Annotated in this window: 33 protein-coding genes; 11 read left to right on the top strand and 22 right to left on the bottom strand. The window is 62.3% G+C overall.

Going from position 1 to position 24,424, the window contains the following annotated elements:
* Positions 1-13 precede the first annotated feature (13 nt).
* The 3 genes from NKH50_RS12705 to NKH50_RS12695 all read right to left on the bottom strand — a co-directional run bounded on the left by NKH50_RS12705 (position 14) and on the right by NKH50_RS12695 (position 3,243).
* Positions 14-658, bottom strand: coding sequence for a 50S ribosomal protein L25/general stress protein Ctc (locus NKH50_RS12705; RefSeq protein ID WP_352646586.1), 645 nt, complete (start codon positions 656-658; stop codon positions 14-16).
* A gap of 385 nt (positions 659-1,043) precedes the next feature.
* The gene (locus NKH50_RS12700) at positions 1,044-1,793 is read right to left on the bottom strand and encodes an SDR family oxidoreductase (RefSeq protein ID WP_352879057.1); all 750 of its coding nucleotides are present in this window, start codon (positions 1,791-1,793) and stop codon (positions 1,044-1,046) included.
* A 205-nt stretch (positions 1,794-1,998) separates the two neighbouring features.
* Positions 1,999-3,243, bottom strand: a complete 1,245-nt coding sequence (locus tag NKH50_RS12695; RefSeq protein WP_352508132.1) for an MFS transporter — start codon at positions 3,241-3,243, stop codon at positions 1,999-2,001.
* A gap of 130 nt (positions 3,244-3,373) precedes the next feature.
* On the opposite strand from NKH50_RS12695, the gene NKH50_RS12690 reads away from it, so the two are divergent.
* Complete coding sequence (locus NKH50_RS12690; protein ID WP_352879054.1) at positions 3,374-4,240, top strand: AraC family transcriptional regulator; 867 nt, start codon at positions 3,374-3,376, stop codon at positions 4,238-4,240.
* 116 nt (positions 4,241-4,356) lie between these two features.
* Here the strand turns inward: NKH50_RS12690 and NKH50_RS12685 are convergent, their stop codons facing one another.
* The 6 genes from NKH50_RS12685 to lgt form a co-directional block, all read right to left on the bottom strand.
* Complete coding sequence (locus NKH50_RS12685) at positions 4,357-5,292, bottom strand: ribose-phosphate pyrophosphokinase (RefSeq protein WP_254819191.1); 936 nt, start codon at positions 5,290-5,292, stop codon at positions 4,357-4,359.
* Between the two features lie 254 nt (positions 5,293-5,546).
* Positions 5,547-6,167 carry a hypothetical protein gene (locus tag NKH50_RS12680; RefSeq protein WP_352508129.1) on the bottom strand — a complete coding sequence of 207 codons (621 nt, stop codon included), beginning with the start codon at positions 6,165-6,167 and terminating at the stop codon, positions 5,547-5,549.
* A 54-nt stretch (positions 6,168-6,221) separates the two neighbouring features.
* Positions 6,222-7,373 (bottom strand): M24 family metallopeptidase, encoded by a 1,152-nt coding sequence (locus NKH50_RS12675; RefSeq protein WP_023678425.1) that lies wholly within the window; start codon positions 7,371-7,373, stop codon positions 6,222-6,224.
* Positions 7,373-8,161, bottom strand: a complete 789-nt coding sequence (gene pgeF, locus NKH50_RS12670; RefSeq protein ID WP_352879051.1) for a peptidoglycan editing factor PgeF — start codon at positions 8,159-8,161, stop codon at positions 7,373-7,375. Before pgeF ends, NKH50_RS12675 begins: the two co-directional genes overlap by 1 nt.
* Before the next feature lie 139 nt (positions 8,162-8,300).
* Positions 8,301-9,389, bottom strand: a complete 1,089-nt coding sequence (locus NKH50_RS12665; RefSeq protein ID WP_352508126.1) for a class I SAM-dependent methyltransferase — start codon at positions 9,387-9,389, stop codon at positions 8,301-8,303.
* Positions 9,386-10,237 (bottom strand): prolipoprotein diacylglyceryl transferase, encoded by an 852-nt coding sequence (gene lgt / locus NKH50_RS12660; protein ID WP_352879047.1) that lies wholly within the window; start codon positions 10,235-10,237, stop codon positions 9,386-9,388. The genes NKH50_RS12665 and lgt overlap by 4 nt, the downstream gene beginning before the upstream one ends.
* Before the next feature lie 130 nt (positions 10,238-10,367).
* On the opposite strand from lgt, the gene NKH50_RS12655 reads away from it, so the two are divergent.
* Positions 10,368-10,670 carry an accessory factor UbiK family protein gene (locus NKH50_RS12655; protein WP_352879044.1) on the top strand — a complete coding sequence of 101 codons (303 nt, stop codon included), beginning with the start codon at positions 10,368-10,370 and terminating at the stop codon, positions 10,668-10,670.
* On the opposite strand, the gene NKH50_RS12650 is transcribed toward NKH50_RS12655, so the two are convergent.
* Positions 10,671-10,865 carry a hypothetical protein gene (locus NKH50_RS12650; protein ID WP_352879041.1) on the bottom strand — a complete coding sequence of 65 codons (195 nt, stop codon included), beginning with the start codon at positions 10,863-10,865 and terminating at the stop codon, positions 10,671-10,673.
* Between the two features lie 136 nt (positions 10,866-11,001).
* Here NKH50_RS12650 and NKH50_RS12645 point away from each other — a divergent pair, with 136 nt between their 5' ends.
* Both NKH50_RS12645 and NKH50_RS12640 read left to right on the top strand, forming a co-directional pair.
* Positions 11,002-11,502: a type III secretion system chaperone family protein gene (locus NKH50_RS12645; protein ID WP_023678420.1), complete on the top strand. Its 501-nt coding sequence runs from the start codon at positions 11,002-11,004 to the stop codon at positions 11,500-11,502.
* Positions 11,503-11,508: 6 nt separating this feature from the next.
* Positions 11,509-11,868 carry a tRNA-binding protein gene (locus tag NKH50_RS12640; RefSeq protein WP_352477950.1) on the top strand — a complete coding sequence of 120 codons (360 nt, stop codon included), beginning with the start codon at positions 11,509-11,511 and terminating at the stop codon, positions 11,866-11,868.
* A gap of 12 nt (positions 11,869-11,880) precedes the next feature.
* On the opposite strand, the gene NKH50_RS12635 is transcribed toward NKH50_RS12640, so the two are convergent.
* From NKH50_RS12635 to NKH50_RS12620, 4 genes are all read right to left on the bottom strand, one after another.
* Complete coding sequence (locus NKH50_RS12635; RefSeq protein WP_352508123.1) at positions 11,881-12,903, bottom strand: glycosyltransferase family 4 protein; 1,023 nt, start codon at positions 12,901-12,903, stop codon at positions 11,881-11,883.
* A 205-nt stretch (positions 12,904-13,108) separates the two neighbouring features.
* Positions 13,109-14,524 (bottom strand): ATP-binding protein, encoded by a 1,416-nt coding sequence (locus NKH50_RS12630; RefSeq protein ID WP_352508121.1) that lies wholly within the window; start codon positions 14,522-14,524, stop codon positions 13,109-13,111.
* 50 nt (positions 14,525-14,574) lie between these two features.
* Positions 14,575-15,294 carry a response regulator gene (locus NKH50_RS12625; RefSeq protein ID WP_023678415.1) on the bottom strand — a complete coding sequence of 240 codons (720 nt, stop codon included), beginning with the start codon at positions 15,292-15,294 and terminating at the stop codon, positions 14,575-14,577.
* A complete protein-coding gene (locus NKH50_RS12620; protein ID WP_023719182.1) occupies positions 15,281-15,808 on the bottom strand; it encodes a MarR family winged helix-turn-helix transcriptional regulator in 528 nt (175 codons plus the stop codon). Before NKH50_RS12620 ends, NKH50_RS12625 begins: the two co-directional genes overlap by 14 nt.
* Positions 15,809-16,052: 244 nt before the next feature.
* Between NKH50_RS12620 and NKH50_RS12615 the strand changes: the two genes are divergently transcribed.
* The 3 genes from NKH50_RS12615 to NKH50_RS12605 all read left to right on the top strand — a co-directional run bounded on the left by NKH50_RS12615 (position 16,053) and on the right by NKH50_RS12605 (position 18,262).
* On the top strand, positions 16,053-16,946 hold the full coding sequence (locus NKH50_RS12615; RefSeq protein WP_352879037.1) for a branched-chain amino acid aminotransferase: 894 nt from the start codon (positions 16,053-16,055) through the stop codon (positions 16,944-16,946).
* Positions 16,947-17,091: 145 nt separating this feature from the next.
* Positions 17,092-17,403, top strand: coding sequence for a hypothetical protein (locus NKH50_RS12610; RefSeq protein WP_254819202.1), 312 nt, complete (start codon positions 17,092-17,094; stop codon positions 17,401-17,403).
* A gap of 217 nt (positions 17,404-17,620) precedes the next feature.
* Complete coding sequence (locus tag NKH50_RS12605; RefSeq protein ID WP_352687869.1) at positions 17,621-18,262, top strand: MBL fold metallo-hydrolase; 642 nt, start codon at positions 17,621-17,623, stop codon at positions 18,260-18,262.
* A gap of 70 nt (positions 18,263-18,332) precedes the next feature.
* Here NKH50_RS12605 and NKH50_RS12600 read toward each other — a convergent pair whose 3' ends face one another.
* The 3 genes from NKH50_RS12600 to NKH50_RS12590 form a co-directional block, all read right to left on the bottom strand.
* Complete coding sequence (locus NKH50_RS12600; RefSeq protein ID WP_352879034.1) at positions 18,333-18,743, bottom strand: BA14K family protein; 411 nt, start codon at positions 18,741-18,743, stop codon at positions 18,333-18,335.
* 193 nt (positions 18,744-18,936) lie between these two features.
* Positions 18,937-19,149 (bottom strand): cold-shock protein, encoded by a 213-nt coding sequence (locus tag NKH50_RS12595; RefSeq protein ID WP_006202521.1) that lies wholly within the window; start codon positions 19,147-19,149, stop codon positions 18,937-18,939.
* 224 nt (positions 19,150-19,373) lie between these two features.
* A complete protein-coding gene (locus NKH50_RS12590; protein WP_006202520.1) occupies positions 19,374-19,586 on the bottom strand; it encodes a cold-shock protein in 213 nt (70 codons plus the stop codon).
* A 498-nt stretch (positions 19,587-20,084) separates the two neighbouring features.
* Here NKH50_RS12590 and NKH50_RS12585 point away from each other — a divergent pair, with 498 nt between their 5' ends.
* Positions 20,085-20,480, top strand: coding sequence for a Kazal-type serine protease inhibitor family protein (locus NKH50_RS12585; protein WP_352879031.1), 396 nt, complete (start codon positions 20,085-20,087; stop codon positions 20,478-20,480).
* Positions 20,481-20,490: 10 nt separating this feature from the next.
* Here the strand turns inward: NKH50_RS12585 and NKH50_RS12580 are convergent, their stop codons facing one another.
* The 4 genes from NKH50_RS12580 to NKH50_RS12565 are packed head-to-tail and all read right to left on the bottom strand — an operon-like array spanning position 20,491 to position 21,439.
* Positions 20,491-20,715, bottom strand: a complete 225-nt coding sequence (locus NKH50_RS12580; RefSeq protein ID WP_254819206.1) for a hypothetical protein — start codon at positions 20,713-20,715, stop codon at positions 20,491-20,493.
* Positions 20,716-20,747: 32 nt separating this feature from the next.
* Complete coding sequence (locus NKH50_RS12575) at positions 20,748-20,885, bottom strand: hypothetical protein (RefSeq protein WP_254819207.1); 138 nt, start codon at positions 20,883-20,885, stop codon at positions 20,748-20,750.
* 45 nt (positions 20,886-20,930) lie between these two features.
* A complete protein-coding gene (locus NKH50_RS12570; protein WP_352687863.1) occupies positions 20,931-21,176 on the bottom strand; it encodes a hypothetical protein in 246 nt (81 codons plus the stop codon).
* Positions 21,173-21,439 (bottom strand): hypothetical protein, encoded by a 267-nt coding sequence (locus NKH50_RS12565; RefSeq protein ID WP_352687861.1) that lies wholly within the window; start codon positions 21,437-21,439, stop codon positions 21,173-21,175. The genes NKH50_RS12570 and NKH50_RS12565 overlap by 4 nt, the downstream gene beginning before the upstream one ends.
* A gap of 336 nt (positions 21,440-21,775) precedes the next feature.
* On the opposite strand from NKH50_RS12565, the gene NKH50_RS12560 reads away from it, so the two are divergent.
* The 3 genes from NKH50_RS12560 to NKH50_RS12550 all read left to right on the top strand — a co-directional run bounded on the left by NKH50_RS12560 (position 21,776) and on the right by NKH50_RS12550 (position 24,074).
* A complete protein-coding gene (locus NKH50_RS12560) occupies positions 21,776-21,958 on the top strand; it encodes a hypothetical protein (protein ID WP_352737736.1) in 183 nt (60 codons plus the stop codon).
* Between the two features lie 10 nt (positions 21,959-21,968).
* Positions 21,969-22,235, top strand: coding sequence for a DUF1488 family protein (locus tag NKH50_RS12555; RefSeq protein ID WP_254819211.1), 267 nt, complete (start codon positions 21,969-21,971; stop codon positions 22,233-22,235).
* Positions 22,236-22,418: 183 nt separating this feature from the next.
* The gene (locus tag NKH50_RS12550; protein WP_352879026.1) at positions 22,419-24,074 is read left to right on the top strand and encodes a tetratricopeptide repeat-containing sulfotransferase family protein; all 1,656 of its coding nucleotides are present in this window, start codon (positions 22,419-22,421) and stop codon (positions 24,072-24,074) included.
* Here NKH50_RS12550 and NKH50_RS12545 read toward each other — a convergent pair.
* Positions 24,061-24,414, bottom strand: a complete 354-nt coding sequence (locus NKH50_RS12545) for a DUF1428 domain-containing protein (RefSeq protein ID WP_352508113.1) — start codon at positions 24,412-24,414, stop codon at positions 24,061-24,063. The two genes, NKH50_RS12550 and NKH50_RS12545, sit on opposite strands and share 14 nt — an antisense overlap.
* Positions 24,415-24,424 lie beyond the last annotated feature (10 nt).

Below are 24,424 nucleotides of genomic sequence, written 5' to 3'. Positions count from 1 at the left end.
GGGCGGGAAGGAGTTACTTCTCTTCGGCGGCAGGAGCCGCTTCGGGCGCAGCCGCTTCAGTCGTCTCTTCTACCGCCTCCGGCTTCATCGCCGAGGAACCGGCAATGGTCGCGATGGTGAAGTCGCGGTCGAAGATCACCGGCTTGACGCCGGCCGGCAAGGTGACGGCCGAAATGTGGATCGAATCTCCGATATCGGTGCCGGTGAGATCGATGGTGATGAAATCCGGGATCGCATTCGCCGGGCAGTGGAACTCGACCTCGTGGCGCACGATGTTGAGCACGCCGCCGCGCTTGATGCCGGGCGACTTGTCTTCATTGATGAAGTGCACGGGCACGTCGACATTGACTTCGGTGTCCTTGCCGATGCGCAGGAAATCGACATGGACCGGAAAATCCTTGACCGGGTCGAGCTGAAAATCCTTGGGCAGAACCTGGATCTTGTTGCCGTCGACGTCGATCGTGGCGACCGTGGTCAGAAACCCGCCGCCATGGATCTTGTAGTAGATGTCCTTATAGGTCAGCGCAATCGCCAGGGGAGGCTGCTTGTCGCCGTAAATCACTGCAGGCACTTTACCGTTGCGGCGAACTGCACGGGCGGACCCCTTACCGACCTGTTCGCGCGCTTCGGCCTTGAGCTCGTAAGTATCGTGGCTCATGGCATTTCCTTTCGCGTTGTTTTGGAGCGTTCGCGGCCAGCGTGGCTGGGCCGTAAACGTCGAAAGCCGCCGGGCCTGCATATCCGAAAGCGGCAGCCGCATAAGCAAGCGGACCTTTGTTCGGGATCACAAGGGAAGGCAGCCTTCCGCCGCGTTGCCTCCAAGGGTGTCTACGCGGGTGGCGGCTCTATAGCCGAAGGCGGGAAAGGGTGCAAGTCATGGCAGGCAAGGTCATGGCAGGCAGGTCTACAAGGGTTTCCCATGGCATGGCGATCACCCATGCCGGTGTCATCAGCGCCGACCTGCTGGCCTTCTTCAGGCCTTTAAGAACGTGACAAAAAACTGCCTTCTGGCGAGTGTCTTTTTTTGTCACGTCGTGCCGATGTCAGGCGATGCTCAAGCCGCCATCGATCAGCATTTCCGCTCCGACCATGAACGGGCATTCGTCCGAAGCAAGAAAAACCACTGCACTGGCAATTTCCTCGGCGGTTCCGAAACGACGGGCAGGCACCAGGCCGACCACAGCTTTCGCGCGCGCCTTCGCCGCTTCGGGGGCCAGCCCAAGTTTGTCGTTTAGCGGCGTGTCGATCGGACCCGGGCTGATCACATTGGCGCGAATACCCCGTTCTATCAGTTCGCCCGAGAGCGTCCGGGCGAGCGAAATCATGCCGGCCTTGGCCAGCGCATAGACGTGCGTTCCAGCCATTCCCATATGTGCGTTGACCGAGCCGCTGAGGATGATCGACGACGGGTTCGAAAACAGCGGAACGAGCGCCTTGACCAGGAAGTAGGGCCCCTTGAGGTCGACATCGATGCTCCTGTCAAACGCGGCCTCGGTCCAGTCGCCAAGCGGGCGCAGGTCGGCGATACCGGCATTGAGGAAGAGAATGTCGAGCTTGCCGAAGGTTTCCTCGATCCGCCGCGCTATGTCGTTCTGGGCAGCGGCATCTCCGGCGTCAGCGGCAATGACAAGTACGTCACTGCCGAGGGTGGTGCGCGCCTCCTCGAGACGGCTCGCATTGGTTCCGGTGATAGCGACGCGCGCACCTTCCTCGATGAAACGTTGTGCCGTCACTAGGCCGATGCCGCTGGTGCCGCCGGTAATCAATGCGGCCTTGCCTTTTAGTCTGGACATAAGCGAATTGCCTTTCCTGGCGCGGAGCGCTGCGCAGCATCAGGGGTAAGCCCGGTATGTTCAACTTGGAAGCGTTGCTGACCACAATTTTGCCTTCAGGGGTGACCCTCTCTAACAGGCTTTTCACCCGGCGTATGGTGAAAGAATCATCAAGGGCGCGGCAACTGCCACGCCCTCCTATCAATTCCGAAAGATGAACTGATGTTTAGCTGGCCGCCGCCTCCAGCTTCCTCGCTGCCTTCATGTTAGGCAGGAGGACCGTCAGTAGCCCGAGCAGCGGCAAATACGAGCAGACCTGGAAGACGAAATCGATGCCTTTCAGGTCGGCGACGACGCCAAGCACGGCGGCGGCGATGCCGCCCATGCCGAAGGCGAAGCCGAAGAAGATGCCGGCGATCATGCCGACGCGGCCGGGCACCAGTTCCTGGGCGAAGACGACGATGTTCGAGAAGGCCGAGGACAGGATCAGGCCGATCAGCACGGTGAGAACCATCGTCCACTCGAAATTGGCGTAGGGCAGGGCCAGCGTGAAGGGCAGCACGCCGACGATCGAGAACCAGATCATCGCCTTCTGCCCGTAGCGGTCGCCGAACGGGCCGCCGAGCAGGATGCCCAGGGCAGAGGCGCCGAGGAACAGGAACAGCATGACTTGCGACATCTGCACCGAAACACCGAACTTATGAATGGAATAGAAGGTGTAGTAGCTGGCAAGGCTGGAAATATAGGCGTTCTTGGTCAGTACCAGCAGCGTCAGCACCAGCAGCGCTCCCATCACCTTGCGGCGCGGGAAGGGCGAGACGAAGCTTGCCGCCTTGCGGGCGCCCTGCGCGGCACGCAGCCGGCTGTACCAGCCGCCGACCTGCCACAGCACGATGATGCCGATCAGCGAGCCGCCGGCGAACCAGGCGATGCTGGTCTGGCCGAAGGGCACGACGATGAAGGCTGCCAGCAGCGGCCCCATAGCCTGGCCGAAATTGCCGCCGACCTGGAACAGCGACTGCGCAAGACCGAACCGGCCGCCGGAGGCGAAGCGGGCGATGCGCGAGGATTCCGGATGGAAGATCGCCGAGCCGATACCGATCAGCGAGGCGCCGATGAGGAGCAGGAAATAGTGTCCGGCGTAGGCCAGCACGACCAGTCCGATCAACGAGGAGGCCATGCCGTAGGGCAGCGAATAAGGCATCGGCCGCTTGTCGGTGATCATGCCGATCACCGGCTGCAGCAAGGATGCCGTCACCTGGAAAGTGAAAGTCAAGAGGCCGATCTGCCAGAAATCGAGACCGTAATTGGCCTTCAGCAGCGGATAGATCGCCGACAGCAGCGACTGCATGATGTCGTTGATGCAATGACAGAAGCTCACCGCCAGGATGACGGTGAAGGCCGTCGCCTGAGCTGAGATGTGGCCGGCCGCTGCCGGCTCGCCCTCGGCGATTGCTGTGGTATCTGTCAAGGCATGCTCCGTGGTCTTTTTGGCGGGCACTTGCGCACGCGGTCTTATGGGGCCGCCTGCCTTATACGTCGCTTGTCACGCGACTTCTTTCGTGGTTTGGTCCAATAGTTTCGCAAGTGGGCCATAGCTGATGCCGCATGGCAAGGAAATGTTCAAGGCGGGCGACGCTGATCTCGGGCTGCTGCATGAGCGTCGCTGGCAATGGCTGGAGCAGGCCGTAGGGCCGGCAGTGGCGCTGCCGACCGAATATCCGGACGGCTACCATGTGCCACGGCACCATCACAGCCGCAGCCAGTTGCTGCACGCGCTGGTCGGGGTCGTGCTGGTAACGACGCGGCATGGGCGCTGGATGGTGCCTCCGGACCACGCGATGTGGATCCCCGCCGGCACCGAACATTCCGTCGAGATGCTGGGCGACGTCAGCATGCGGTCCGTCTATGTGATGCCGGAGGCCATTCCCGGCCTACCGGACGGGTTGCGTGTCGTGGGCATCACCGACCTGATGCACAGCCTGATCGTGGAATCGGAAAAGCTGCCGCAGGGCGCCGAGCTGGAGGGCCGGGGCGGACTGATCATGAAGCTCCTGCTGCACGAAATCCCGAACCTGCCGGAACGGCCGCTCGGCCTGCCGTTCCCGTCCGATGCAAGGCTGGCGACGCTGTGCCGGCGCTTCGTCTCGGCACCGTCACCGCATGCGACGATCGACCAATGGGCCGCTATCGTTGGCATGAGTCGCCGCTCTTTCACCCGCGCGTTCCACCGCCAGACGGGATTGTCGCTGTCGACCTGGCGTCAGCAGGCCTGCCTGTTCGCGGCGCTGCCACGGCTGGCCGACGGCGAGCCGATCACAAGGGTGGCGCTCGATCTCGGCTATGACAGCGTGCCGGCGTTCATCACCATGTTCAAGCGCATGCTGGGAGCCTCGCCACGCGGTTACATGGGCGGCGCCCGTGATGCTGGCGAAGGTGCGGCGAACAAGCGGTCCGGCTCGGCCTGAGTCGCAGCCAGCCCTGAAGGCGTCGCGTTCGACCCGCCTCATGCGATGCGCTTTAGGTTCTTGTTTTTATGCATGTCGTTATCGGAAAACCGCTGCACAGTTTTGCGCGACACGCATTAATCGAACAGGCTCGACACCGATTCCTCGGTCGCCGTGCGTGAGATCGCCTCGCCCATCAGTTCGGCGATGGAGATGACGCGGATATTGGCGGCGTCGAGCACTGCCTGGGTCGGCTGGATGGAATCGGTGATGACCAGTTCCTGCAGTTTCGAGGCGCCGATGCGGGCGATGGCGCCGCCGGACAAAACGCCATGAGTAGTATAAGCGGTGACGCTGGTGGCGCCGTCGGCAAGCAGCGCATCGGCTGCATTGCACAGTGTTCCGCCCGAATCGATGATGTCGTCGATCAACAGGCAATCCTTGCCGCGCACGTCACCGATGACGTTCATGACTTCCGATTCGCCGGGGCGCTCGCGGCGCTTGTCGACGATGGCGAGCTGGGCATCGATGCGCTTGGCGAGGGCGCGGGCGCGGACCACGCCGCCGACATCCGGCGAAACCACCATGACATTGGCAAGCTGCTTGTATTTCGCCTTTACGTCGCGGGCCATGACCGGCACGGAAAACAGATTGTCGGTCGGGATGTCGAAGAAGCCTTGAATCTGGCCGGCATGGAGATCCAGGGTCAGCACCCTGTCGACGCCCGCCCTCGTGATCATGTTGGCGACCAGTTTGGCCGAGATGGGTGTGCGGCCCGAGGCGCGGCGATCCTGCCTGGCATAGCCGAAATAAGGAATAACCGCAGTGATGCGCTTGGCCGAAGAGCGCATGAAGGCGTCGATCATGATGAGCAGTTCCATCAGATGATCGTTGGTCGGGAACGAGGTGGACTGCAGGATGAAGACGTCCTCGCCGCGCACATTCTCCTGGATCTCGACGAAGATTTCCTGGTCGGCGAAGCGCCTGACGCTGGCCTTGCCCAGCGGAATGTTGAGGTAGCGGGCGACTGATTCGGCCAGCACCCTGTTGGAATTGCCCGCGAAGAGCTTCATGCACCGTTCCTGGCGAAGGATTGAGAGACTCCGATAGCACTCCAGCCTCTTAGTCGGGCTTTTAGCGGCCCGCGCCGGTATTGCAAGCGTCGTGAATGGGAATCCGCCGGCTAATCTCAATAAACGCTTACGGCTTGACGATGCGGCGATAGGTCCACTGCGATGCCGACGGAATCGGGGATAGCTCTATCTTTCAGTCTGAGCATGGTCTTTTCCGAAAACCGGATTCCACTTTTCGGAAATCATGCTCCAGGTCAGCCGGCGCCGCCGCCAAGCCAGGTGGCGAACTGGTCGATTGTCTGGTCGGCAATTGCCTGCATGGTCGCCGGCGCCACCGCCGCCCAGCCTTCACCGCCGCCGACGGAGGGTGCCTTCTGCTGGCCATTGATGCGATGCAGCCGGTTGCCGGCCGGGTCATAGATGTCCCAGACGTAGATGACGGTGGTGTCCTTGCCTTCCGTCATGGTCGAGAAATAGCCCTTGAGCACATGCGTTGGGGTCTGGTCGGTGCTGCCGGCCAAGGTGATGCCGCGCTGCCTGGCGCGTGTCTGAAGCTCGGCGGTCAGCGGTGTCGCGGCTTCTACCGAGGCGCCGACGATCGGCGCCACCTGCAGCCGGGTCCGCGCAATGGCAGCCGCGCTTTTGGCGGGCGGCACGGCTACTGCAGCCGAAGGCTGCGCTGTATCTGCAGTTTGCGCGGTGCCGGCAGGCCGAGCTGGAGTTGCGGGGGGCGTTGCGGCACTTCCGGCTCCGGAGAGCGATTGCGTCGATTGCGGGGCAATGGCCGACGGTTCGAGAACGTCCTTCGCATTGGTGCAGGCCGCCAGCGCCAGCGCCACGAGCAATGACACGGTCGTCACATGCGATCGTCTCATTAGCCTGAAAACTCCTTGGCGATGAACGCCCCTCACACTCTTTGCATTATGGATTCACTGCACGATCAAGTCGAGATCATGGCGGGACAGCGGCTTCGGCTGGGATTCGGTCGTCAGATAGGTGCGGCCAAGCGTCATCGCGGTTTCGGTTTCGGAGTCCATGATGATCATATGGGCGAACAGCGTCATGTTCGGCGCAATCGGTTCGGGATTACCCTGATAGAACATCGGCATATCCATCCAGGACGGGGTGAAGCGGGCGCCGAGCGAATAGCCGCAGGCATTAAGCCGGTGCTTGGTCAAATTGTGGGCTTCGAGGGTGCGGGCATGGGCGTCGAACACGTCGCCGAACGTATTACCGGGCGTCATCGCCTTCTCGACTGCGAGTAGCGCGGCGCGGGCGGCATCGAACAATTCCTGGTGGCGTTTCGATACCTTGCCGGTCAACACCGTGCGCATCATTGCCGCATGGTAGTGGTGGAAGACACCGGCCCATTCGAGCGTCAGCTGGTCGTTCTTGGTGAGCTTGCGGCGGCCGGCTTTGTAGCGGCAAAGCAGGGCGTCGACGCCGGAGCCGATGATGAACTCGTTGGCCGGATAATCGCCGCCGCCGGCAAAGATGGCACCTTGCATGGCGGCGAGGATCAGCGCCTCATCGCCGCCCTGCTTGATCAGCGGCAGTGCTGCGTCCAGCGCGTCGTCGGCCAGATTTGCGGCTTTTTCCGCCTTGGCGATTTCTGCCGGGCTCTTGAACAGCCGTAGCCGGCTGACAATGCCGGAGGCATCCGCGATCTGCCCGAAGGTCTGCAACTGCTCGTCGAGGCGCCGGCCATTATAGGCGGTCAGGCCGTGGGTGTCGTATTCGACGCCGATGCGGGCACCGAGCAGGTCGAGTTCGTTGAGCAGGTTGCGCAGGTCTACCGCCGGATTGGCGCCGTTGCGGTCCGTCCACAAAACGATGTTGTCGATGATCGAGGTGTGGCGCGCCTGGCGCAAGTCGGCCGAACGCGTCAGCAGCACCATCGAGCCGTCGGCCTTGACCACCAGGCACTGGAAAAAGCAGAAGCCGAAGGTATCGTAGCCGGTTAGCCAATACATGCTTTCCTGGGCAAACAGCAGGACGGCGTCGAGCTTCTTTTCGGCGATCTCGATCATTAGTCGATCGCGCCGCGCGTCGAATTCCGAGCGTTCGAAATGCAGCGCCATCAGTCAGCCTCCAAAACGATTGCCGAAACCTGCCGCCCGTAGTCGGGCTCGTTGCGATGCGTGCTGCGCCGATAGGAGTAGAAAAGCTCTTCCTCGGCATAGGTGCAGCGGCCAAGTCCTTCGGCGTTGACGCCAGCCTTGGTCAGCCGGTCGACCGTGTAGCGGTTGAGATCGAACATCGCGTGTCCGGCATTTGCTGAAGGCGCGAAATAGCGAGCATTGCCGGTATCGGCGTCGACGAAACGGGCGACGAATTCCGGTCCGACTTCGTAATTCCGTAGGCCGATCGAAGGACCGAGCACTGCGACGATGCAGTCGCGCCGGGCGCCGAGGCTTTCCATTGCCGCGATGGTGTTTTCCAGCACTCCGGTGAAAGCGCCTTTCCAGCCGGCATGGGCGGCGCCGATAATGCGCGCCTCGGCGTCGGCGAAGAGGACCGGTCCGCAGTCGGCGGTCGAGGCACCGACGGCAATGCCCGGCCGGTCGGTGACAATGGCGTCGGCCTTGGGCCGCTCGCCGGCAAAAGGCTCCCTGGCAATGACGACGTCCGGCGAATGAACCTGGTGAGCGGTCAGCAGATGGTTTGCGGGCACGCCCATCCATTCGGCGACCCGGCGGCGATTTTCGCGCACCAGCGTCTGGTCATCGTTCGAACCGGCCCCGATGTTGAGGCCCCGGTAGATGCCGCTGGAAATGCCGCCGACTCGCGTGAAGTAGCCGTGGCGGATGCCTTGCGCCGTTTCCAGCAAGGGCGACCGAACGGGATCCGGTTTGGTCTGATTCAGCATGGCGGCTTTGTTGTCCGTATGGGCGATTTCGTCAAGCGAGTTGAAGGGGCGCAGTTGAAGGCTGGGCGGTTGAAGGCTGGCGAAGTTGATGTCGGGCGCTAGTCGGAGACGGGAGAGTGAGAGAGGCGGCAGCGAAAAGTCAATCCGTGCTTGGAAACGGCGGAACGGCAATGCCGGCAGGGAGGACGGCAAGCACCTTGAAGAGTTCGCCCATGGCCTGCGGGCCGGCGAGGCGCTCGACGTCGGCCGCGATCTTTTCGCGAGCTGCCTCATCGGCGTTGGCGCCGAGCCGGCCAGCCCGTTCGAGAAGCCCCATCTTGAGCAGGAATTCACCTTGCGTTGAGAGGTGGGCATCGAGGCCGTGTGCCCGAACGGTTGCCGCGAGGGGAGCGAAATCGACATGGGCTGTGAGATCGGCCTGCCCCGGATTGGCCAGCACGTCCTCATGACCGTGCTTGCGCAAGGCCTGCAAGGTGTCGCCGATCCCGGGCTGGAGATGACCGTAGTCGAGAAACAGGCCGGCTCCGCCAAATCCGGCAAGTCGCCCGGCGATGGCCGCCATCAGGGCGGCGCGGGCTGGCGCCACCTCGACGATGGCACCTTGCGTCGCATTCTCGGCACCCTCCGGCAGCAGCATCGGGTCAAGCGAGCCGGCGCCGACGAAAAAGCGCAGCCGGTTCGCGTCGTCGAGACCGATCATCCGTTCGCTCCAGCCGGCTCCAGCGCGGACGAACTGGCGGATGGGCACGGCGTCAAACAGCTCGTTACCAACAATCAGAAGCGGCCCCTGCGGCAGCGTGTCGACGGCCTCATGCCAGGCGATGGTGGCCGACGTCCCGGCAAGCGTCCGTTTCTGGACCTCGGTCAACCGCGGACTGGCCTCGATCAAGGCGAACGATGCGCTGGCGGTAAGCGTCGGATCGAGCCGCGAAAGCGTGCGCAGCATATCTCTCATCAGCGTGCCGCGGCCGGGGCCGATTTCGGCGATGGCGACCGGCGTCGGCCGGTCGATCGCCAGCCACGCCTGGTAGAGCCAGATGGCGACCAGCTCGCCAAACATCTGGCTGATCTCCGGCGCGGTGACGAAGTCGCCGGCGGCGCCAAACGGCTCGCGTGTCGTATAATAGCCGTCCTGCGGATCGAACAGGCAGAGCGCCATGTATTCGCTGATGGGGATCGGTCCTACCGCACCGATCAGCTCGGCGATGCGGGTCTTCAGCCGCGTCATGCCGGCTGCGGTTTTGTCACCGGCTTGGCTGTAGCCATCGCCCAGATGCCGGCCAGCACCATCGGCAGTGACAGCACCATTCCCATGGTCAGCCAGCTCGTGCCAAGGAGGTAGCCAAGCTGCTGGTCGGGCTCGCGGAAGAATTCGACGAAGATGCGCGAGGCGCCATAGCCGGCGATGAAGGCGCCGCCGACGAAGCGCGGCGTCTTCAGCTTGAGCCTGGAATGGGTGAGGAAGCGCAGGACCAGGAACAGCACCAAGCCTTCGAGCAGCGCCTCATAGATCTGGCTCGGATGGCGTGCAAATGGGCCGCCATTGGGGAATTCGAATGCCCATGGCACGTCGGTCGGCCGGCCCCATAGTTCGGAATTGATGAAGTTTGCCAGGCGAACGAGGCCAAGCCCTACCGGCACGCCGGCGGCAACCACGTCGAACAGCGACCATGTGCGGATGCCGCGAGACCAGGAAAACAGCGTCATGGCGAGAATGACGCCGAGTAGGCCGCCATGAAACGACATGCCGCCCTGCCAGACGGCGACGATATCGAGCGGATTGGCAATGTAGCGCGACAGGTCGTAGAACAGCACGTAGCCGGTGCGTCCGCCGAGCACCACACCGATGGCTGCCCAGACGATGAAGTCGTCGAGGTCGATGGGCTTCATCGGCAGGATGCCGTCGGGCCAAAGTTTGGGGTTGGTGACGAGGCGTTTGGCATACCACCAGGCGAACAGAATGCCGACGATATAGCCGACGCCGTACCAATGCACCGCCAGTGGTCCGATCCGGACGATGACCGGGTCGATGTTGGGAAAGGGCAGGGCGGCCAGCGGCAGCAAATATTCGCTCAACAGGGTCTCCGGGTTCCAATCAGGTTCGGGCGCGGACCATGCGGCAGGCTTTTGGCGCGGTCAAGGCAAGCATATGCTTGCATTCCAAATGGTGCGCCACTACGTCAATTCAACCAAGCGAGGATTTGCCATGGCGACTGGACCGAACCGCATTCTCGATGAATTCGCCAAGCTGATGACCGATGCAGCCGGTGCCGCGCAGGGCGTGCGGCGCGAGGTGGAGACCGCCTTCAGGGGCCGGGCCGAGCGCATACTCAACTCCATGGACGTGGTGCAGCGCGAGGAATTCGACGCTGCTCGCGACATGGCGGCGAAGGCCAGGGAAGAAAACATCCGGCTCGCCGCTCGCATCGAGGCGCTCGAGGCCAGGCTTGCCGAATTGACCGGTCAAGCAGCGCCTGTGGCTGCGGCAAAGCCGCGTGCAAAAAAATAATCAGAAATAAATCGTTAAACTTTTCCACAAAGCCGGATCGTAAAAAGCGCTTTGTCGTGAATCGCTTACCGGTACTGCGTGAATATTTGTGACATCGCCTTTCCACATGCGAATGACGCAGTGCGAAAAATTTGGCTGGTCACGCGACTCCCGATCAATAGACTGAATTTGTTGCATGATTCGGAGCAGGGTCATGCGCCGGGCGGTGGGGTCCGGTCCGGGGTCTTTGCGTTGACGAAGTCCTGGCCGTCCGAGTTCTAGGCAGAATTGTTCGAGTGTGCCTCTCCCGCGGAGCGTGTGGTGGCGCTCCCAGAACGACAGGAAGCATTTCATGGAACTTCTCGAACTCGAATTCTCCCGCGAAATCCATCCGGTGGATGTTATCGAGCAGGTGGCGCACAACAACGACTGGTCCTTCGAACGGGCCGGCGACGACGAGATCTCGATTTCGGTTGCCGGGAGCTGGACCGACTACCACGTTTCATTCTCCTGGATGGAGGACTACGAGGCGCTGCACCTGGCCTGCGCCTTCGACATCAAAGTCCCGGAGGCGCGCGCGCTCGAGGTGATGCGGCTGCTTTCGCTGATCAACGAGCAGATGCTGTTTGGCCATTTCGATCTCTGGGAGCAGGAAGGCGCCATCATGTTCCGCCAGTCGCTGCTGCTGGCCGGTGGGGTCGAGCCGTCAAGCCAGCAGGTCGAGGTGCTGCTGTCGTCGGCGCTGGAAGCCTGCGAATGCTATTTCCAGGCGTTCCAGTTCGTCGTCTGGTCGGGGACTTCGGCCAAGGATGCGTTGGCCGGCGTGCTGTTCGAAACCTACGGAAACGCCTGACCGTCGATGAGTTCGAGCAACACGCGAAAACCCGAGATCAGCTTTGCCGATTTCGACCGTATCGACATCCGCGCCGGCACGATCGTAGAGGCCGAGCCTTTTCCCGAGGCGCGCAAGCCGGCGATTAAGTTGAAAATCGATTTTGGTCCCGAGATCGGGGTGAAGAAATCCTCGGCCCAGATCACAAAATACTATACGCCCGAAACCCTGATCGGCCGGCAGGTGTTCGCTGTAGTCAATTTCCCGCCGCGCCAGATCGGGCCATTCATGTCGGAAGTGCTGACGCTAGGCTTTCCCGATGAAGAGGGCGCCGTCGTGCTTGGCGCGATCGAGCGCAAGGTGCCGGACGGAGGCAGGTTGTTCTAGCTGCGCTGTTGCTCACGCAGCCAGTTTACGCGTGGTGCCCAGCGCCTCTTCAACCGTTTCCATGAACATTTCCGCGCAGGCCTTCCAGCTGTAGCGCATCGCGCGTTGCCGCGCCTCGGCGCGGTCGACGTGAAGGGCGGCGAGCGCTGCTTGCCGCAGGTCGTCCGATACCGCGCCGCCGATGCCGTCTCCGACGATGTCGATCGGTCCGGTGACGGGATAGGCTGCGACCGGCGTGCCACTGGCCAGCGCCTCGATGATGACGTTGCCGAATGTGTCGGTGCGGCTGGGGAAGACGAAGGCATCGGCCGAGGCGTAGATCTCGGCCAGCTCGTCATTCGGACGATGGCCGAGGAAATGGGCATCGGGATATCTGGCCTTCAGCTTCGCTAGTTCCGGCCCTTCGCCTACGACCACCTTGCTGCCCGGCAGGTCGAGGTCGAGAAAGGCCGGCAGGTTCTTTTCGATCGCGACGCGGCCGACGCAGAGGAAGATCGGTCCGGGAAATCCCAGGTCCTTTCTTTTATCCGGCCGAAAATGATCGGTGTCGACGCCGCGCGTCCACGGCCGGAGCTTGGTGAAGCCGCGCGCCGCAAGATCGTCGGCAAGCGACTGGGTGGCGACCAGCGTTCCCTGTCCTGAATTATGGAAATCGCGCAGCCAGCGATAGGCCCATGCTTCAGGCACCGGTAGGCGTGCGCTCAGATATTCCGGAAAACGTGTGTGATAGCTGGTCGTGAACGGGCGGCCGGCGTTGCGGCAGTAGCGCCGGGCCATAATGCCGAGCGGTCCTTCGGTGACGATATGAACGTGGTCCACCTTGCGCGCCTCGATCAGCCGCGCCACGCGGTGCGGCGTCGTCAGCGCCAGCCTGATATCGGGATAGGTCGGCAGAGGCAGGGTGCGAAAGATGTTGGGCGTCAGGAAATCCGTCTCGACATCGAAGGATTTCAGGGTCTCCGAGAGGCGCTCCAGCGTGTGGACGACGCCGTTGACTTGCGGGCGCCAGGCGTCGGTGACCATCAGGATGCGCATGGCGGTCCCTTGGCGGCAAGCTTGATTGGCTTGCCGCGATGCCTGAGCGGCGACCACGCCGCAGCTCTGGCGTCGCACCGGCGCACCCGGGCAGGCGCGGGGTCGAAATGAGGCCGCAGGGCCGAATCAATCAGGATCGCGCGCTTCATTGGCGCTCTTCACCATGGTTTCATGACGGGCGAATGAAGGCCGGGTCTTGCTGCCGTCAAGCCGGAACCTTGATCACCGCCCGCAAGCCGCCGAGCGGGCTGCGTTCGAGGACGATGTCGCCGCCATGACTGCGGGCAATGTCGCGTGCGATGGAGAGGCCAAGGCCGGTGCCGCTGGCGTCGAGGTTGCGGGCCTCGTCGAGCCGCACGAACGGCTTGAATACATCCTCCCGCTTTTCGGGCGGAATGCCCGGACCGTCGTCGTCGATGGTGACGAGCAGCGAACCGCGTCCATGATTGGCGTTGATCTCCACCGTCTTGGCATAGCGGAATGCATTGCCGACGACATTGGAGAGCAGCCGGGCAAAGGCATTGGGGCGCACGTGGACGTGCGGATCGCCGGTAAGTACGGTCGACAGCTTGCGCTTGCGGAGCGCGGCTTCCTCGCGAAGCTTGTCGAAGAAGGCTTCGAGGTCGAACCGGCCGGCATCTTCCGATGCTTCGCCGCGTGCAAAGGCAAGGTAACCTTCCAGCATCGACTGCATGTCGTCGATGTCCTGGTCGAGTGCCTGGGTGTCGGCCGCCTTGGTCCCGGCCAGTGCCAATTGCAGCTTGAAGCGGGTGAGGATGGTCCTCAGATCGTGGCTGACGCCGCTCAGCATGGCGGTGCGCTGCTCGAGCTGGCGTTCGATGCGTTCGCGCATCTGGATGAAGGCAAAGCCGGCGCGGCGGACTTCCTCGGCGCCGCGCGGGCGAAAATCGCGCGGCATCGGCCGGCCTTTGCCAAAGCTCTCGGCCGCCTCGGCCAGCGTCAGAATCGGCCGGATCTGGTTGCGCAGGAAGGGAATGGCGATCATCAGCAGCACCAGCGAGGTGCCGACCATCCAGATCAGGAAAATATGGGTGTTCGACGCATAGGCCTGGCTGCGGCGCACGAAGACCCGCAGCACCTTGTTCTCAAGCTGGACGCGGACCTCGACGATATTGGAATTGCCGACCGTATCGATCCAGAACGGACGGTTGATCTGGCGGGTGATCTCGGACGAAAGGATCTCGTCGAGGATCGAGAAGAACGGCTTTGGCCCGGGTGGCGGCAGCGGGTCGGGGGGGAGGAGGTCGACCTTCAGCTGCATGCGATCCTGGGCGATGCGGATGACGTTCGCGTAGTCGGCGTCATGCGGATAGGTCTCTATCAGGTCGATGATGGCGGCGATGTCGCGCACCGTGGCCTGTGACAGGCGTTGCGTCACGGTCTGCCAATGGCGCTCCATGAAGACAAAGGCGACGACCGACTGCAGCATGATCATTGGCGCTATGACGATGATCAGCGAGCGGGCATAGAGCCGCTTCGGCATGTAAAGCGACACCAGGCGCCAGAAACGGTTCCAGGCGCGCGGCACGGCCTTCAGCGCCCGCGTCGCGCGGGCGCCGAAGCCGCCATCTCCCGGCCGTTCGAGTTGCGTGGTCGCCATTCGTCTTTTCGCTCACCGGGACCCGGCAAAGGGCCGCTGTCGGCGGCATTCTATTCCACGCTGAGCCGATACCCAATACCGCGCACGGTCTGCAGCCAGACCGGATTGGACGGATCGCGTTCGATCTTGCGGCGCAGCCGGTTGATCTGGACGTCGATCGTGCGCTCGCCGACCTCGGATTCGTCGCCGACAAGCTCATGCCGCGGTATCGTCTCGCCGGCACGGGCAGCGAAGATCGCCAGGATTTCCTGCTCGCGGTCGGTCAGCTTGAGCGCCTCTCCGCCGCGCTTCAGCTCACGCCTGGCGATCTGGAACGTATAGGGACCGAAGACCAGCTGTTCGACCTTGGGCGTCGTCGCGGGGCCGCCGCGGCGCAGGATATTGTTGATACGCAGGATCAGCTCACGCGGGTCGAACGGTTTAGGCAGATAGTCGTCGGCGCCGGCCTCGAGCCCGGTGATCCGGCTGTCGGTTTCGGACAGTGCGGTGAGCATCAGGATCGGTACGTTTTTCTCCGCCCGCAGCGCCTTGGTGAGATCGACGCCGCTTTCACCCGGCATCATGACATCGAGCACGATCAGATCGAAGTCGAGGCCGGCGAGCTTTCGGCGCGCCTCGCCGGAATTTCCGGCGACGGTGACGCGAAAGCCGTTTTCGGTCAGATACTGTTTCAGAAGATTGCGGATACGGGTGTCGTCGTCGACCACCAGCAGATGCGGCGCGTCGTCTTCCGGTGCTGTCGGATGATCAACCCTCTCAATGGTCTCCATGGCTTTTCCCTGACATCTTTGCGGGCACAATGTCGATCTGCGCCCTTAGTTCCGGATTGACCATCGCTTCAAGGAACCGTTCGATAACGGCGCGTTCGGTGGCTCCGGAATCTTCCAATGCAGCATGGATGCGGCGCGACTGTGGCCGCGCCAGCGCCAGCGCCAGCGCACGGCCCTTGGCCGTCGGATAAAGCTCGCGCTGGCGGCGGTCGCGAGGGCCCTGCAATTGCACGATATGGTCGGTGTCAATCAGTTGCTTGAGCACGCGCGCCAGGCTCTGCTTGGTGATCTTGAGCACGTCGAGGAGCTCGGCGACCGTCAGGCCGGGCCGGCGATTGACGAAATGCAACACCCGATGATGGGCGCGGCCAAAACCGTAATCGGCCAGGATCTGGTCCGGATCGGAGGTAAAGTCGCGATAGGCGAAGAAGAACAACTCGATGATGGCGAAATCGATGCCGTCCTCGTCGGTGATCGCCGTCCTGATCGGCTCTGCGGCTGCGTGGCTCGTCATCTTTTCTCCGTGTGAAGCAGGAAATTATGTCAGCACTATTGACGTATTTTCCGCGCGATGGTAATTTTTGGCAAGCTTTTCGGCGGATTGCGAACGAAAAGGCAAGCGAAGCCGTTTTTTCCGGAACTTCCTGAGTTTGCCAGACCTTAAATATCCGCCTACGCTTTGAGACAATGGCCGTCCGCAGCGGCCGAGGCGAAACACGCAACGACACTGTGCGGGCTGCCGCCCGCGGGAGGTTACCATGGCATCCGTTCCCTTCGACCAACTGGACGGCTTTATCTGGATGAACGGCGAATTCGTCAAATGGGCCGACGCCAAGATCCACGTCTTGACCCACGGGCTGCACTACGCCAGCGCGGTATTCGAGGGCGAGCGCGCTTATGGGGGCGAAATTTTCAAGCTGACCGACCACACCGAACGCCTGCATGAATCGGCGCGCCTGCTTGGCTTCAAGATACCCTACTCGGTCGCCGAGATCGACGACGCCTGCCGTACGCTGTTGAAGAAGCAAGGTTTCCAGGACGCCTATGTCCGGCCGATCGCGTGGCGCGGCAGCGAACAGATGGGCGTTTCCGCACAGAACAGTCGGATCAACTGCGCCATCGCCATCTGGCAGTGGCCGAGCTATTTCGACCCGGCGCAGAAGCTCAAGGGCATCCGCCTCGACATGGCCGAATGGCGCCGCCCCGACCCGCGCACCGCACCGTCGAAATCGAAGGCGGCCGGCCTCTATATGATCTGCACCATGTCCAAGCATGCCGCCGAGGCCAAGGGCTATGCCGACGCTATGATGCTCGACTGGCGGGGCCAGGTGGCGGAAGCGACAGGCGCCAACATCTTCTTCGTCAAGGACGGCAAGATCTATACGCCCAAGCCCGATTGCTTCCTCGACGGCATCACCCGCCGCACGGTCATCGGCCTTGCCAAGGACCGCGGTTTGGAGGTGATCGAGCGCGCCATCATGCCGGAAGAGCTTGAAGGCTTCCAGCAGTGCTTCCTCACCGGGACGGCAGCCGAGGTGACGCCGGTTTCGGAGATCGGTCCATACCGATTCGAGGTCGGCGAAATCGCCAAGACGCTGATGAATGACTATTCTGCGGCCGTTCAGCCGAAGCACGCAATCGCAGCAGAATAACGAAAGTCACAGCTTTTTTAACTAGTAAGGGCGGTTTTCGGGCCGCCCTTTTTATTTAAGCGCTTCTGCATTTGACTTTCACACAATTCGGCGTCTCATGATGGGGTCGGCCCGGGAGGCTGGCAGCTATGGAGGGACTGGAAATATGGATATGAACACGCTTCTTCCGATCATTATTCAGGTGATTACGGGTATCATCGGTGGTCAGGCGGTTGGCGCGGCTATCAAGACGGCGGCGATGGGGCAGCTTACCAAAATCCTTGGCGGCGCTGTTGGCGGCGTCGGCGGTGCGGCCATCCTCAACAGTCTGCTGGGTGGTGCGGTCGATCCGACAGCCGCGGCCACGGCGGCAGGGGCAGGCAGCGCGTTGAACATTTCAAATATCGTTGGCGGTGCCGGCGGCGGCGCCATCCTGACCGGCATCATCGGTGCGGTCATGAACGCGATGAAGAAATAAGCTTTGACGTTTCAGGGTTTAAATGGGCGGCTTCGGCCGCCCATTTCGTTTTCCGTTTTCCGTTTTCCGTTTTCCGTTTTTCCGTTTGCCGTTTGCCGTTTGCCGTTTGTGGAGCGGTGGACGCCGTTCGCGTGTGTCTCTACATCAGGGTAAGGTTAGGGCTTTCCTGACGCGTTCGAGGGGGCGCGCAGCGCTCCGACCGCGTGAAAGGACGAATATGGGTCAGCTCAACGCCGGCATCGTGCCGGTCACGCCGTTCCAGCAGAACTGCACCATTCTCTTCGACATGGACGACAGGCAAGGCGTTGTCGTCGATCCGGGCGGCGACATCGACAAGGTGCTGGCGGCGCTCGAGGACAATGCAATCACTGCCGGCGCGATCTGGATCACGCATGGCCATATCGACCATGCCGGCGGGGCCATGGAGCTGAAGGAGGCGCTCGGTATCGAGATCATCGGCCCGCATGCCGCCGACCGGCCGCTGCTCGCCAATCTCGAGAACCAGGCGAAGCGCTACGGCATCACCGATCCCGTGCGCAACTGTGTCCCCGACCGGTTCCTTGCCGAAGGCGAGACCGTTTCGTTCGGCTCACACGTGTTCGAGGTGCTCCATTGTCCGGGCCACGCACCGGGCCACGTCGTCTACTATGACCGGGCGGCGAAGTTCGCGCATGTCGGCGACGTGCTGTTCCGCGGTTCGGTCGGCCGCACCGACCTGCCGGGCGGCGACCACGCCGCGCTGATCGCCTCGATCAAGGAGAAGCTTTTGCCGTTGGGCGACGACATCGGCTTCATCTGCGGCCACGGTCCCGGCGGCCGTTTTGGGGAGGAGCGGCGGAGCAATCCGTTCCTGATCTGAAGCCGCTTGCCGGAAACAAAAAAGCGCGGCCTGTGCGACCGCGCTTTTTTCCGGCAGGAAACTGCCTCCGTTAATTGGCGGTGCAGAAATGCTGTTCGCCGTCATAGCCTGTGAACGTGCCGGTACGCGCGTTGAAGCTCCGGTAGCGGTCCGAGCAGTATTCGTACCAGCCGCGGGTCCAGGGCTCCGCATAGCTTTCGGCATAGGCCACTCGCGGCTGCACGTAATAACGGCGCACCGGGGCAGGCCGGTAGTATTCATCATCATAGGCCGGGTCGTAATAGCGGGGCTGCGGGCTGGCGAGCGCACCGCCGATCAGGGCACCGGCCGCAAGGCCGAGCACGCCTGCCGCAACGGCGTCGCCGTTGCCGTGGTGCCGGCGGTGATGGTGCCATTCATCGGCACTGGCCGCGGGCAAGGTCGCAAGCGTGGTCGCAACGACCGCGGCGGACAGGATGGCAGTCTTGAAAATTCGGTTCATGTCGGTCTCCTTCGTGCCGGCCCGGGTCGTTTTCGGGGGATGCGGTCCGGCTTTAACGAAGATTAATATGGGACCGTGGCTGAACGGGGGCTGAACGAAATTTGGCCAGGCGGGTTCATCCAACCGGGCGATTCAAGCGTGCGGCAAACACCGCAGGCCAGACCGGCCCACGTCCATTCTGTTCAGGGCCGGTTCAGCCGATCGACAGGTTGACGGCTTTCGGACCCTTGCCGCGCTTGTCCGGCTCGGTGTCGAATGTCACTTTCTGCCCATCCTCAAGACCGGGAAGACCCGACGCCTGCACGGCCGAAATATGGACGAAGACATCCTTTGCCCCGTCGTCCGGCGTGATGAAGCCGAAGCCCTTGGCGTGATTGAAGAATTTGACGGTGCCGGTCTGCGGCATGGGAAGCTCCTTTGATCCCACAAGTCCAGTCTCGGGCCGGCAAATGCCCGGACGGAAATTTGTCCTTTATTTTAGTGCCATCGGCAAGAGAAAGTTTTGCGGTGCCGGCAAGCATCCCAGAACACAAAAGGCGCGACGAAAACCGCCGCGCCTTTATAAAATTCACGTCACACCAAAGCCTTGCAGCATCCTCACACCCGAAAGGACGCGCGGCACGCCGCCGTTCAGGCGGCGCGGAGATTGACCGCTTTCGGACCCTTGCCCATACGGTCGGGCTCGACATCGAAGGTGACCTTCTGACCGTCGACGAGCGTGCGCAGCCCGGAAGCCTCGATCGCCGAGATGTGGACGAACACATCCTTGGCGCCGCCATCGGGCGTGATAAAGCCGAAGCCTTTGGTAGCGTTGAAGAATTTAACGGTGCCGGTCTGGGCCATTGGGGAAACTCCTTCACCCGTGTCAGTCTTGGTGGTTCCGCCCGCCGCCTGGCGCCGTGGGCAAGTCCCGGTGGTTGCTTCGGCAGTCATGCATTGGCGCATGGTAAAACCCCCCGCCGAAAACGGGGCTGTCAGAGATTCACAGTATCGGGGAAAGGTCGTCCAAAACGTTCCGCTCTCCGGGTCGCAAATGCCCGAACACAAAATTTATCGCACGGAAACGTGATGCTTGCAAGATAGAGCCGCGGGCGGCCCAACAGGCGCATCCCGACGCATCGCACCGATAGTCCCGGTTCTCCGCGCGGTCATCGGCCAGACGCAGCCCAGGCATGGTCCAGCAAGCAGGGCCGGTGCTGTTTTGCCTTTGCGCCGGCATACCGCCTTGGTTGGCCATGCCGCCCGTTGCAAACAGGGGTTGCATTTGGCGGCGGAATGACGAGGATCGGCCGGACGCAGGCACCATTTGTGCAGGCACGAGCTTCGAGGGAGGGAACATTCATGCGGTTTCTTGCGGCAATCTTCTCGCGGCAGGGTTTTTCCATCCTGTTCCTGTCGGCAATTCTCGCGGCCTGCACCGTCGTGGTCGATGAGGGGCCGGGGCCGCGCCCGCCACGGCCGGGACCGCAATTCTGCACCAGGCAATATGACCCGGTCTGCGCCAGGCGCGGCGGCGACCGCCAGACCTTCGCCAACGCCTGCCTTGCCGAACGCGCCGGATACCGCATCATCCGTGAAGGCGAGTGCCGTCGCGGTGGTGGCGGCGGGGAGCAGACATTCTGTACCCGCGAATACCGCCCGGTCTGTGCCCGTCGCCATGGCGAACTGCGCACGTTCCCCAATGAATGCGAGGCCCGCGCGGCTGATTATCGGGTCGTCGATGATGGGCCGTGCTAGCGCACCGGCCTCACTGTTCGTCCGGATAGGCACCATCGGCGGGGCCGACGTAGAGCTCGGCGCCGTCCTCGTTGGAGATGCGCAGGCGATCGGGGATCTGCGGCATCATCAGCGTGTGAAGCAGCGTGGCGGCGCCTTGCAGGGCGGCGCGCAGGTTCGGCGCTTCCAGCGACACCCGGTCGAGTGTCGCTTCGTCGGCATCGCGCGAGCGGTAGAACTCGATGACGAAGTTCAAGCACGCCTCCAGCAGATTGTCTGCGATCGACCCTAGCCTTTGGACTTGGGTTTCGTACCGGTCTCCGCCTGCTTGACCGCCGAGCCGAACGGCGAGGCCGGCTTTGCAGCCACCTTGTCCTTCTTGGGCTTGCGTGTCTCGCGGTTGCTTCGCTGTTGACCCTTGGCCATTTCTGATCCCTCGTGCGTGGGTGGTAATGTCGAGAGTGCTATCGCTCAGCCGGCCGGGTTGTCGACCGGTTCGAGATTGTCTTCCGTGGTGACCCGCTCGTGGGTCTCCTGCTCGCTGCGGATGCGGTATTGCGGAGAGCCGTCCTTGACCGGCAGCCGGCTCTTGATCTGGAACAGCTCCGCGGTCTTTTGGACAAGGCCGATGCGGCTCTTCATGCGGACGGTCTGGCCGACGGTGAAGATATGCGACGGCGTATCCGTGCGCCGCGCACTCTGCTGGAAGCGGATCATGTAACATTCTCCTGATCGTGCCGAAGCGCTGCTTCGAGTTCGGCGTGGTCGACGGCGACAAGCTGGCTGGTCGGGCTTTTCACCGTCCTTGACGGCAGGTGGATGAAAGTGGCGACGCGGCGCCAGGCAAGCCACGACATGCCGTCGATCAGTTCCTCGTCGTGGTCGATGTCATACTCGCCGGCCGGCTGTACGCCATCTAGCCCGCCAAGCACGAAAGGTGCCGCGAAATGCGCGATGGAATGAGTGGTGCGGGCAGACATTCCTGTGCCTTGAAGTTTCTTTCCGGCCTGGCCCTGAAAACGGGGCCTGCATTGCGGTACCGGGTATCGGCGATTTGTATGAGTTTTGACGGGCCGAGAACCCCTGACGCCGCGAGGGGACCAAGCACGGCCCAAAAACGGTTCCATACCAATATTCTGAAAATGCGGCTTATTCAAGAAGATTCCGGCTTTTTGCCGCTACCAACGTAAAATTACTTTTCTATGGTTATTTGCGAAACGATGATACGGTGCCCAGAACCTCAAAAAATGTTTGAAGAAGTTCCGGAAGAGTTCCTCCGGCATTTGTGTTTATTTAGGTATGAAGGGAATAGAGTCATGAGTTCCGCAAGAACACCGGATGTCCCGACAGTTGCAGTCGATCCTGTCGTCAAGCCGACAAAGGTCATGTCGCCGCGCCTCACGATAAGAAGCGACGAGGCGGCAAGGCGAAGGATTGCCGACACCGACGGCACGGTGCGGCGGGCGCGCCAGCTTGCCGAAAGCAACCGCCTTATTTGACGCGCAAGCCATGACACTCAATTTTCCCAATCCCAGCCGCTCCTACGACGCTGCGGCCAAGCGCGTTCGTTTCGTCGGGCATGACGGCATGTTCGAAGTCCCGTTCTTTATCGAGGTTACGGCACTTTCGACGGTAAACCCGGCTGCAAGCGGAGCCGAAGCCGAATTCCTCAGTGCCTTCGACGCCAAGCGTTCGTCGATCCACGATATTGCGCGCGAAGCCTACTCGCACGGCCGCAAGAACATGTATGTGCTGACGCCGGCCGACTTTCGGTAAGTTCCCCGGGTTCGGAGGTTTGCTTCGTAGCGACCGCCGTCTGCTCTTGCACGTGCCGCAGCGATGGCCTAGATCGCGGCAGGCGGACAACACGGCAGGTTTCCCATCAACAGAGATCCGAGACAACCGGCAGGCGCACGTTACGGCTCAGGCGGACAGCCGCCGCTGGGGCTTGACCAGTACGTGCAGCGGGCGCTGCAGCTGCACCAGGCGGGGCGCCGGCAGGAAGCCGAGGCGCTTTACCGTCAGGTGCTGGCGCAAAAGGCCAACCACCCGGCTGCTGCGCATTTCCTCGGGCTTCTGCTGCACCAGACCGGGCGCAGCGCCGAGGGGCTGGCGCTGATCGAACAATCGGTGCGTCTGCAGCCGAACAATCCGGATTTCCTCAACAATCTCGGCACCGTGCTGCGCGACCTCGGCCGGGTAGCGGCCGCGGCCGATCTCTTCCGCAAGGTGGTGGCGATTCGGCCGGACCAGTTGGCGGCGCGCGACAATCTCGGCTCGTCGCTGAAGCAGCTCGGCCAATTCGAAGGCGCCGAAGATATTTATCGCGGCACGATCGGCCGCAACCCGTTCCATGTCCGCGCCCGCGTCGGGCTTGCCGAAACGCTGCAGGAAGCGGGCCGGCTGGATGAGGCACTGGCTGTTTTTCGCGAGGCGCTGACGATCCGGCCGAAGGATGCCGATCTTTTGCACGGCCTGGGCGTCGGGCTGATGGAAAAGGGCAATCTCGACGAGGCTGCGGATCTTTTCAGGCAGGCGCTGGCCGTGGACCCCGGCATGGCCAGGGCCTGGCTGATGCTCACGCAGGTCAAGCGCCAGAAGGAGCGCGACGCCGAGCTTGCCCGCATGGAGGCGGAGCACGCCAAGGCGCCGCAAGGCAGCCTGGCGCGCATGCAGCTTTCCTTCGGCCTCGGCAAGGCCAACGACGACCTCAGGGATTATGGCCGCGCTTTCGACTATTTCGCCGAAGGCAACGCGATCCGCCGCCAGGGCATCGACTACGATGCCGGCAAGACGCGCGGCGAGTTCGAGGCGATGAAGGCCGTATTCGACAAGACCTTTTTTGAAAAACACAGGCCGGGCGGGATCGCCGACGACACGCCGATCTTCGTTGTCGGCATGCCGCGATCCGGCACCACGCTGGTCGAGCAGATCATCGCCAGCCATCCGCAGGTCTATGGCGCCGGCGAGCTCAGCATATTGAAGACGGCGGTCGGTAAGCAGTTTCCGCTCAGCATGAAGGGCGGCTTTCCCTGGGGCATCGCCGACATGTCCGACAGGGCCTATGCCGAGGCCGGCCAGGCCTATCTCGATATGCTGCACGCCCGCTATCCAGGTTTTCGGCACGTCACCGACAAGATGCCCGGCAATTTCCTCTTGGTCGGCTTTATCCATATGATGCTGCCGAAGGCCAAGATCATCCATTGCGCGCGCGATGCGGCGGCGACCTGCCTGTCGATCTACAAAGTGCATTTCCGCGGCGACAGCCACCGCTACGGCTACGATCTCGACGAGCTCGCCGATTTCCACAACCTCTACACCGATATCATGGCGCACTGGCACGCCGTGCTGCCTGATGTCGTGCACGACGTTCGCTACGAGGATTTCGTCGCCGACCAGGAAGGCCAGTCGCGGGCGCTGATCGCCCATCTCGGCCTCCCGTGGGACGACGCCGTGCTGTCGTTTCACCAGACCGACCGGCCGGTGCGCACGGCGTCGGCCGCGCAAGTGCGCCAGCCGATGTATCAGGGCTCGGTCGATCTGTGGAAGCGCTATGGCGACCGGCTGAAGCCGCTGCTCAATAAACTTGATCGAGGGGCGCCTACAGCTCGATGAAGGGCTGAAAACCGCCAAAGATCATGCGCTTTCCGTCGAACGGCATGGTCTCCCAGTCCGGCTTGAGGCGCGGATCGGCCATCACCTTGGCCATCACCGCATCACGATGCTGCCTGGATTCATAGACGACCCAGGAGAAGACGACGACCTCGTCTTCCTTGGCCTGCACGGCGCGCGGGAACGAGGTGAGCTCGCCATGGGGTACGTCGTCGCCAATGCATTCGACATAGGCCAACGCGCCATGCTCCTTCCAGACGGCGCCGGCCGTCTGCGCCATTTTCTTGTAGGCATCGAGATTTGCCTTGGGCACGGCCAGTACGAAACCGTCGACATAGGACATCTGACTTCCT

The organism is Mesorhizobium sp. M1027 (assembly GCF_040318745.1).
Classification (GTDB): Bacteria; Pseudomonadota; Alphaproteobacteria; order Rhizobiales; family Rhizobiaceae; genus Mesorhizobium.
Note: the sequence above shows the minus strand (reverse complement) of the source record. Positions and strands in the feature narration are given on the sequence as shown.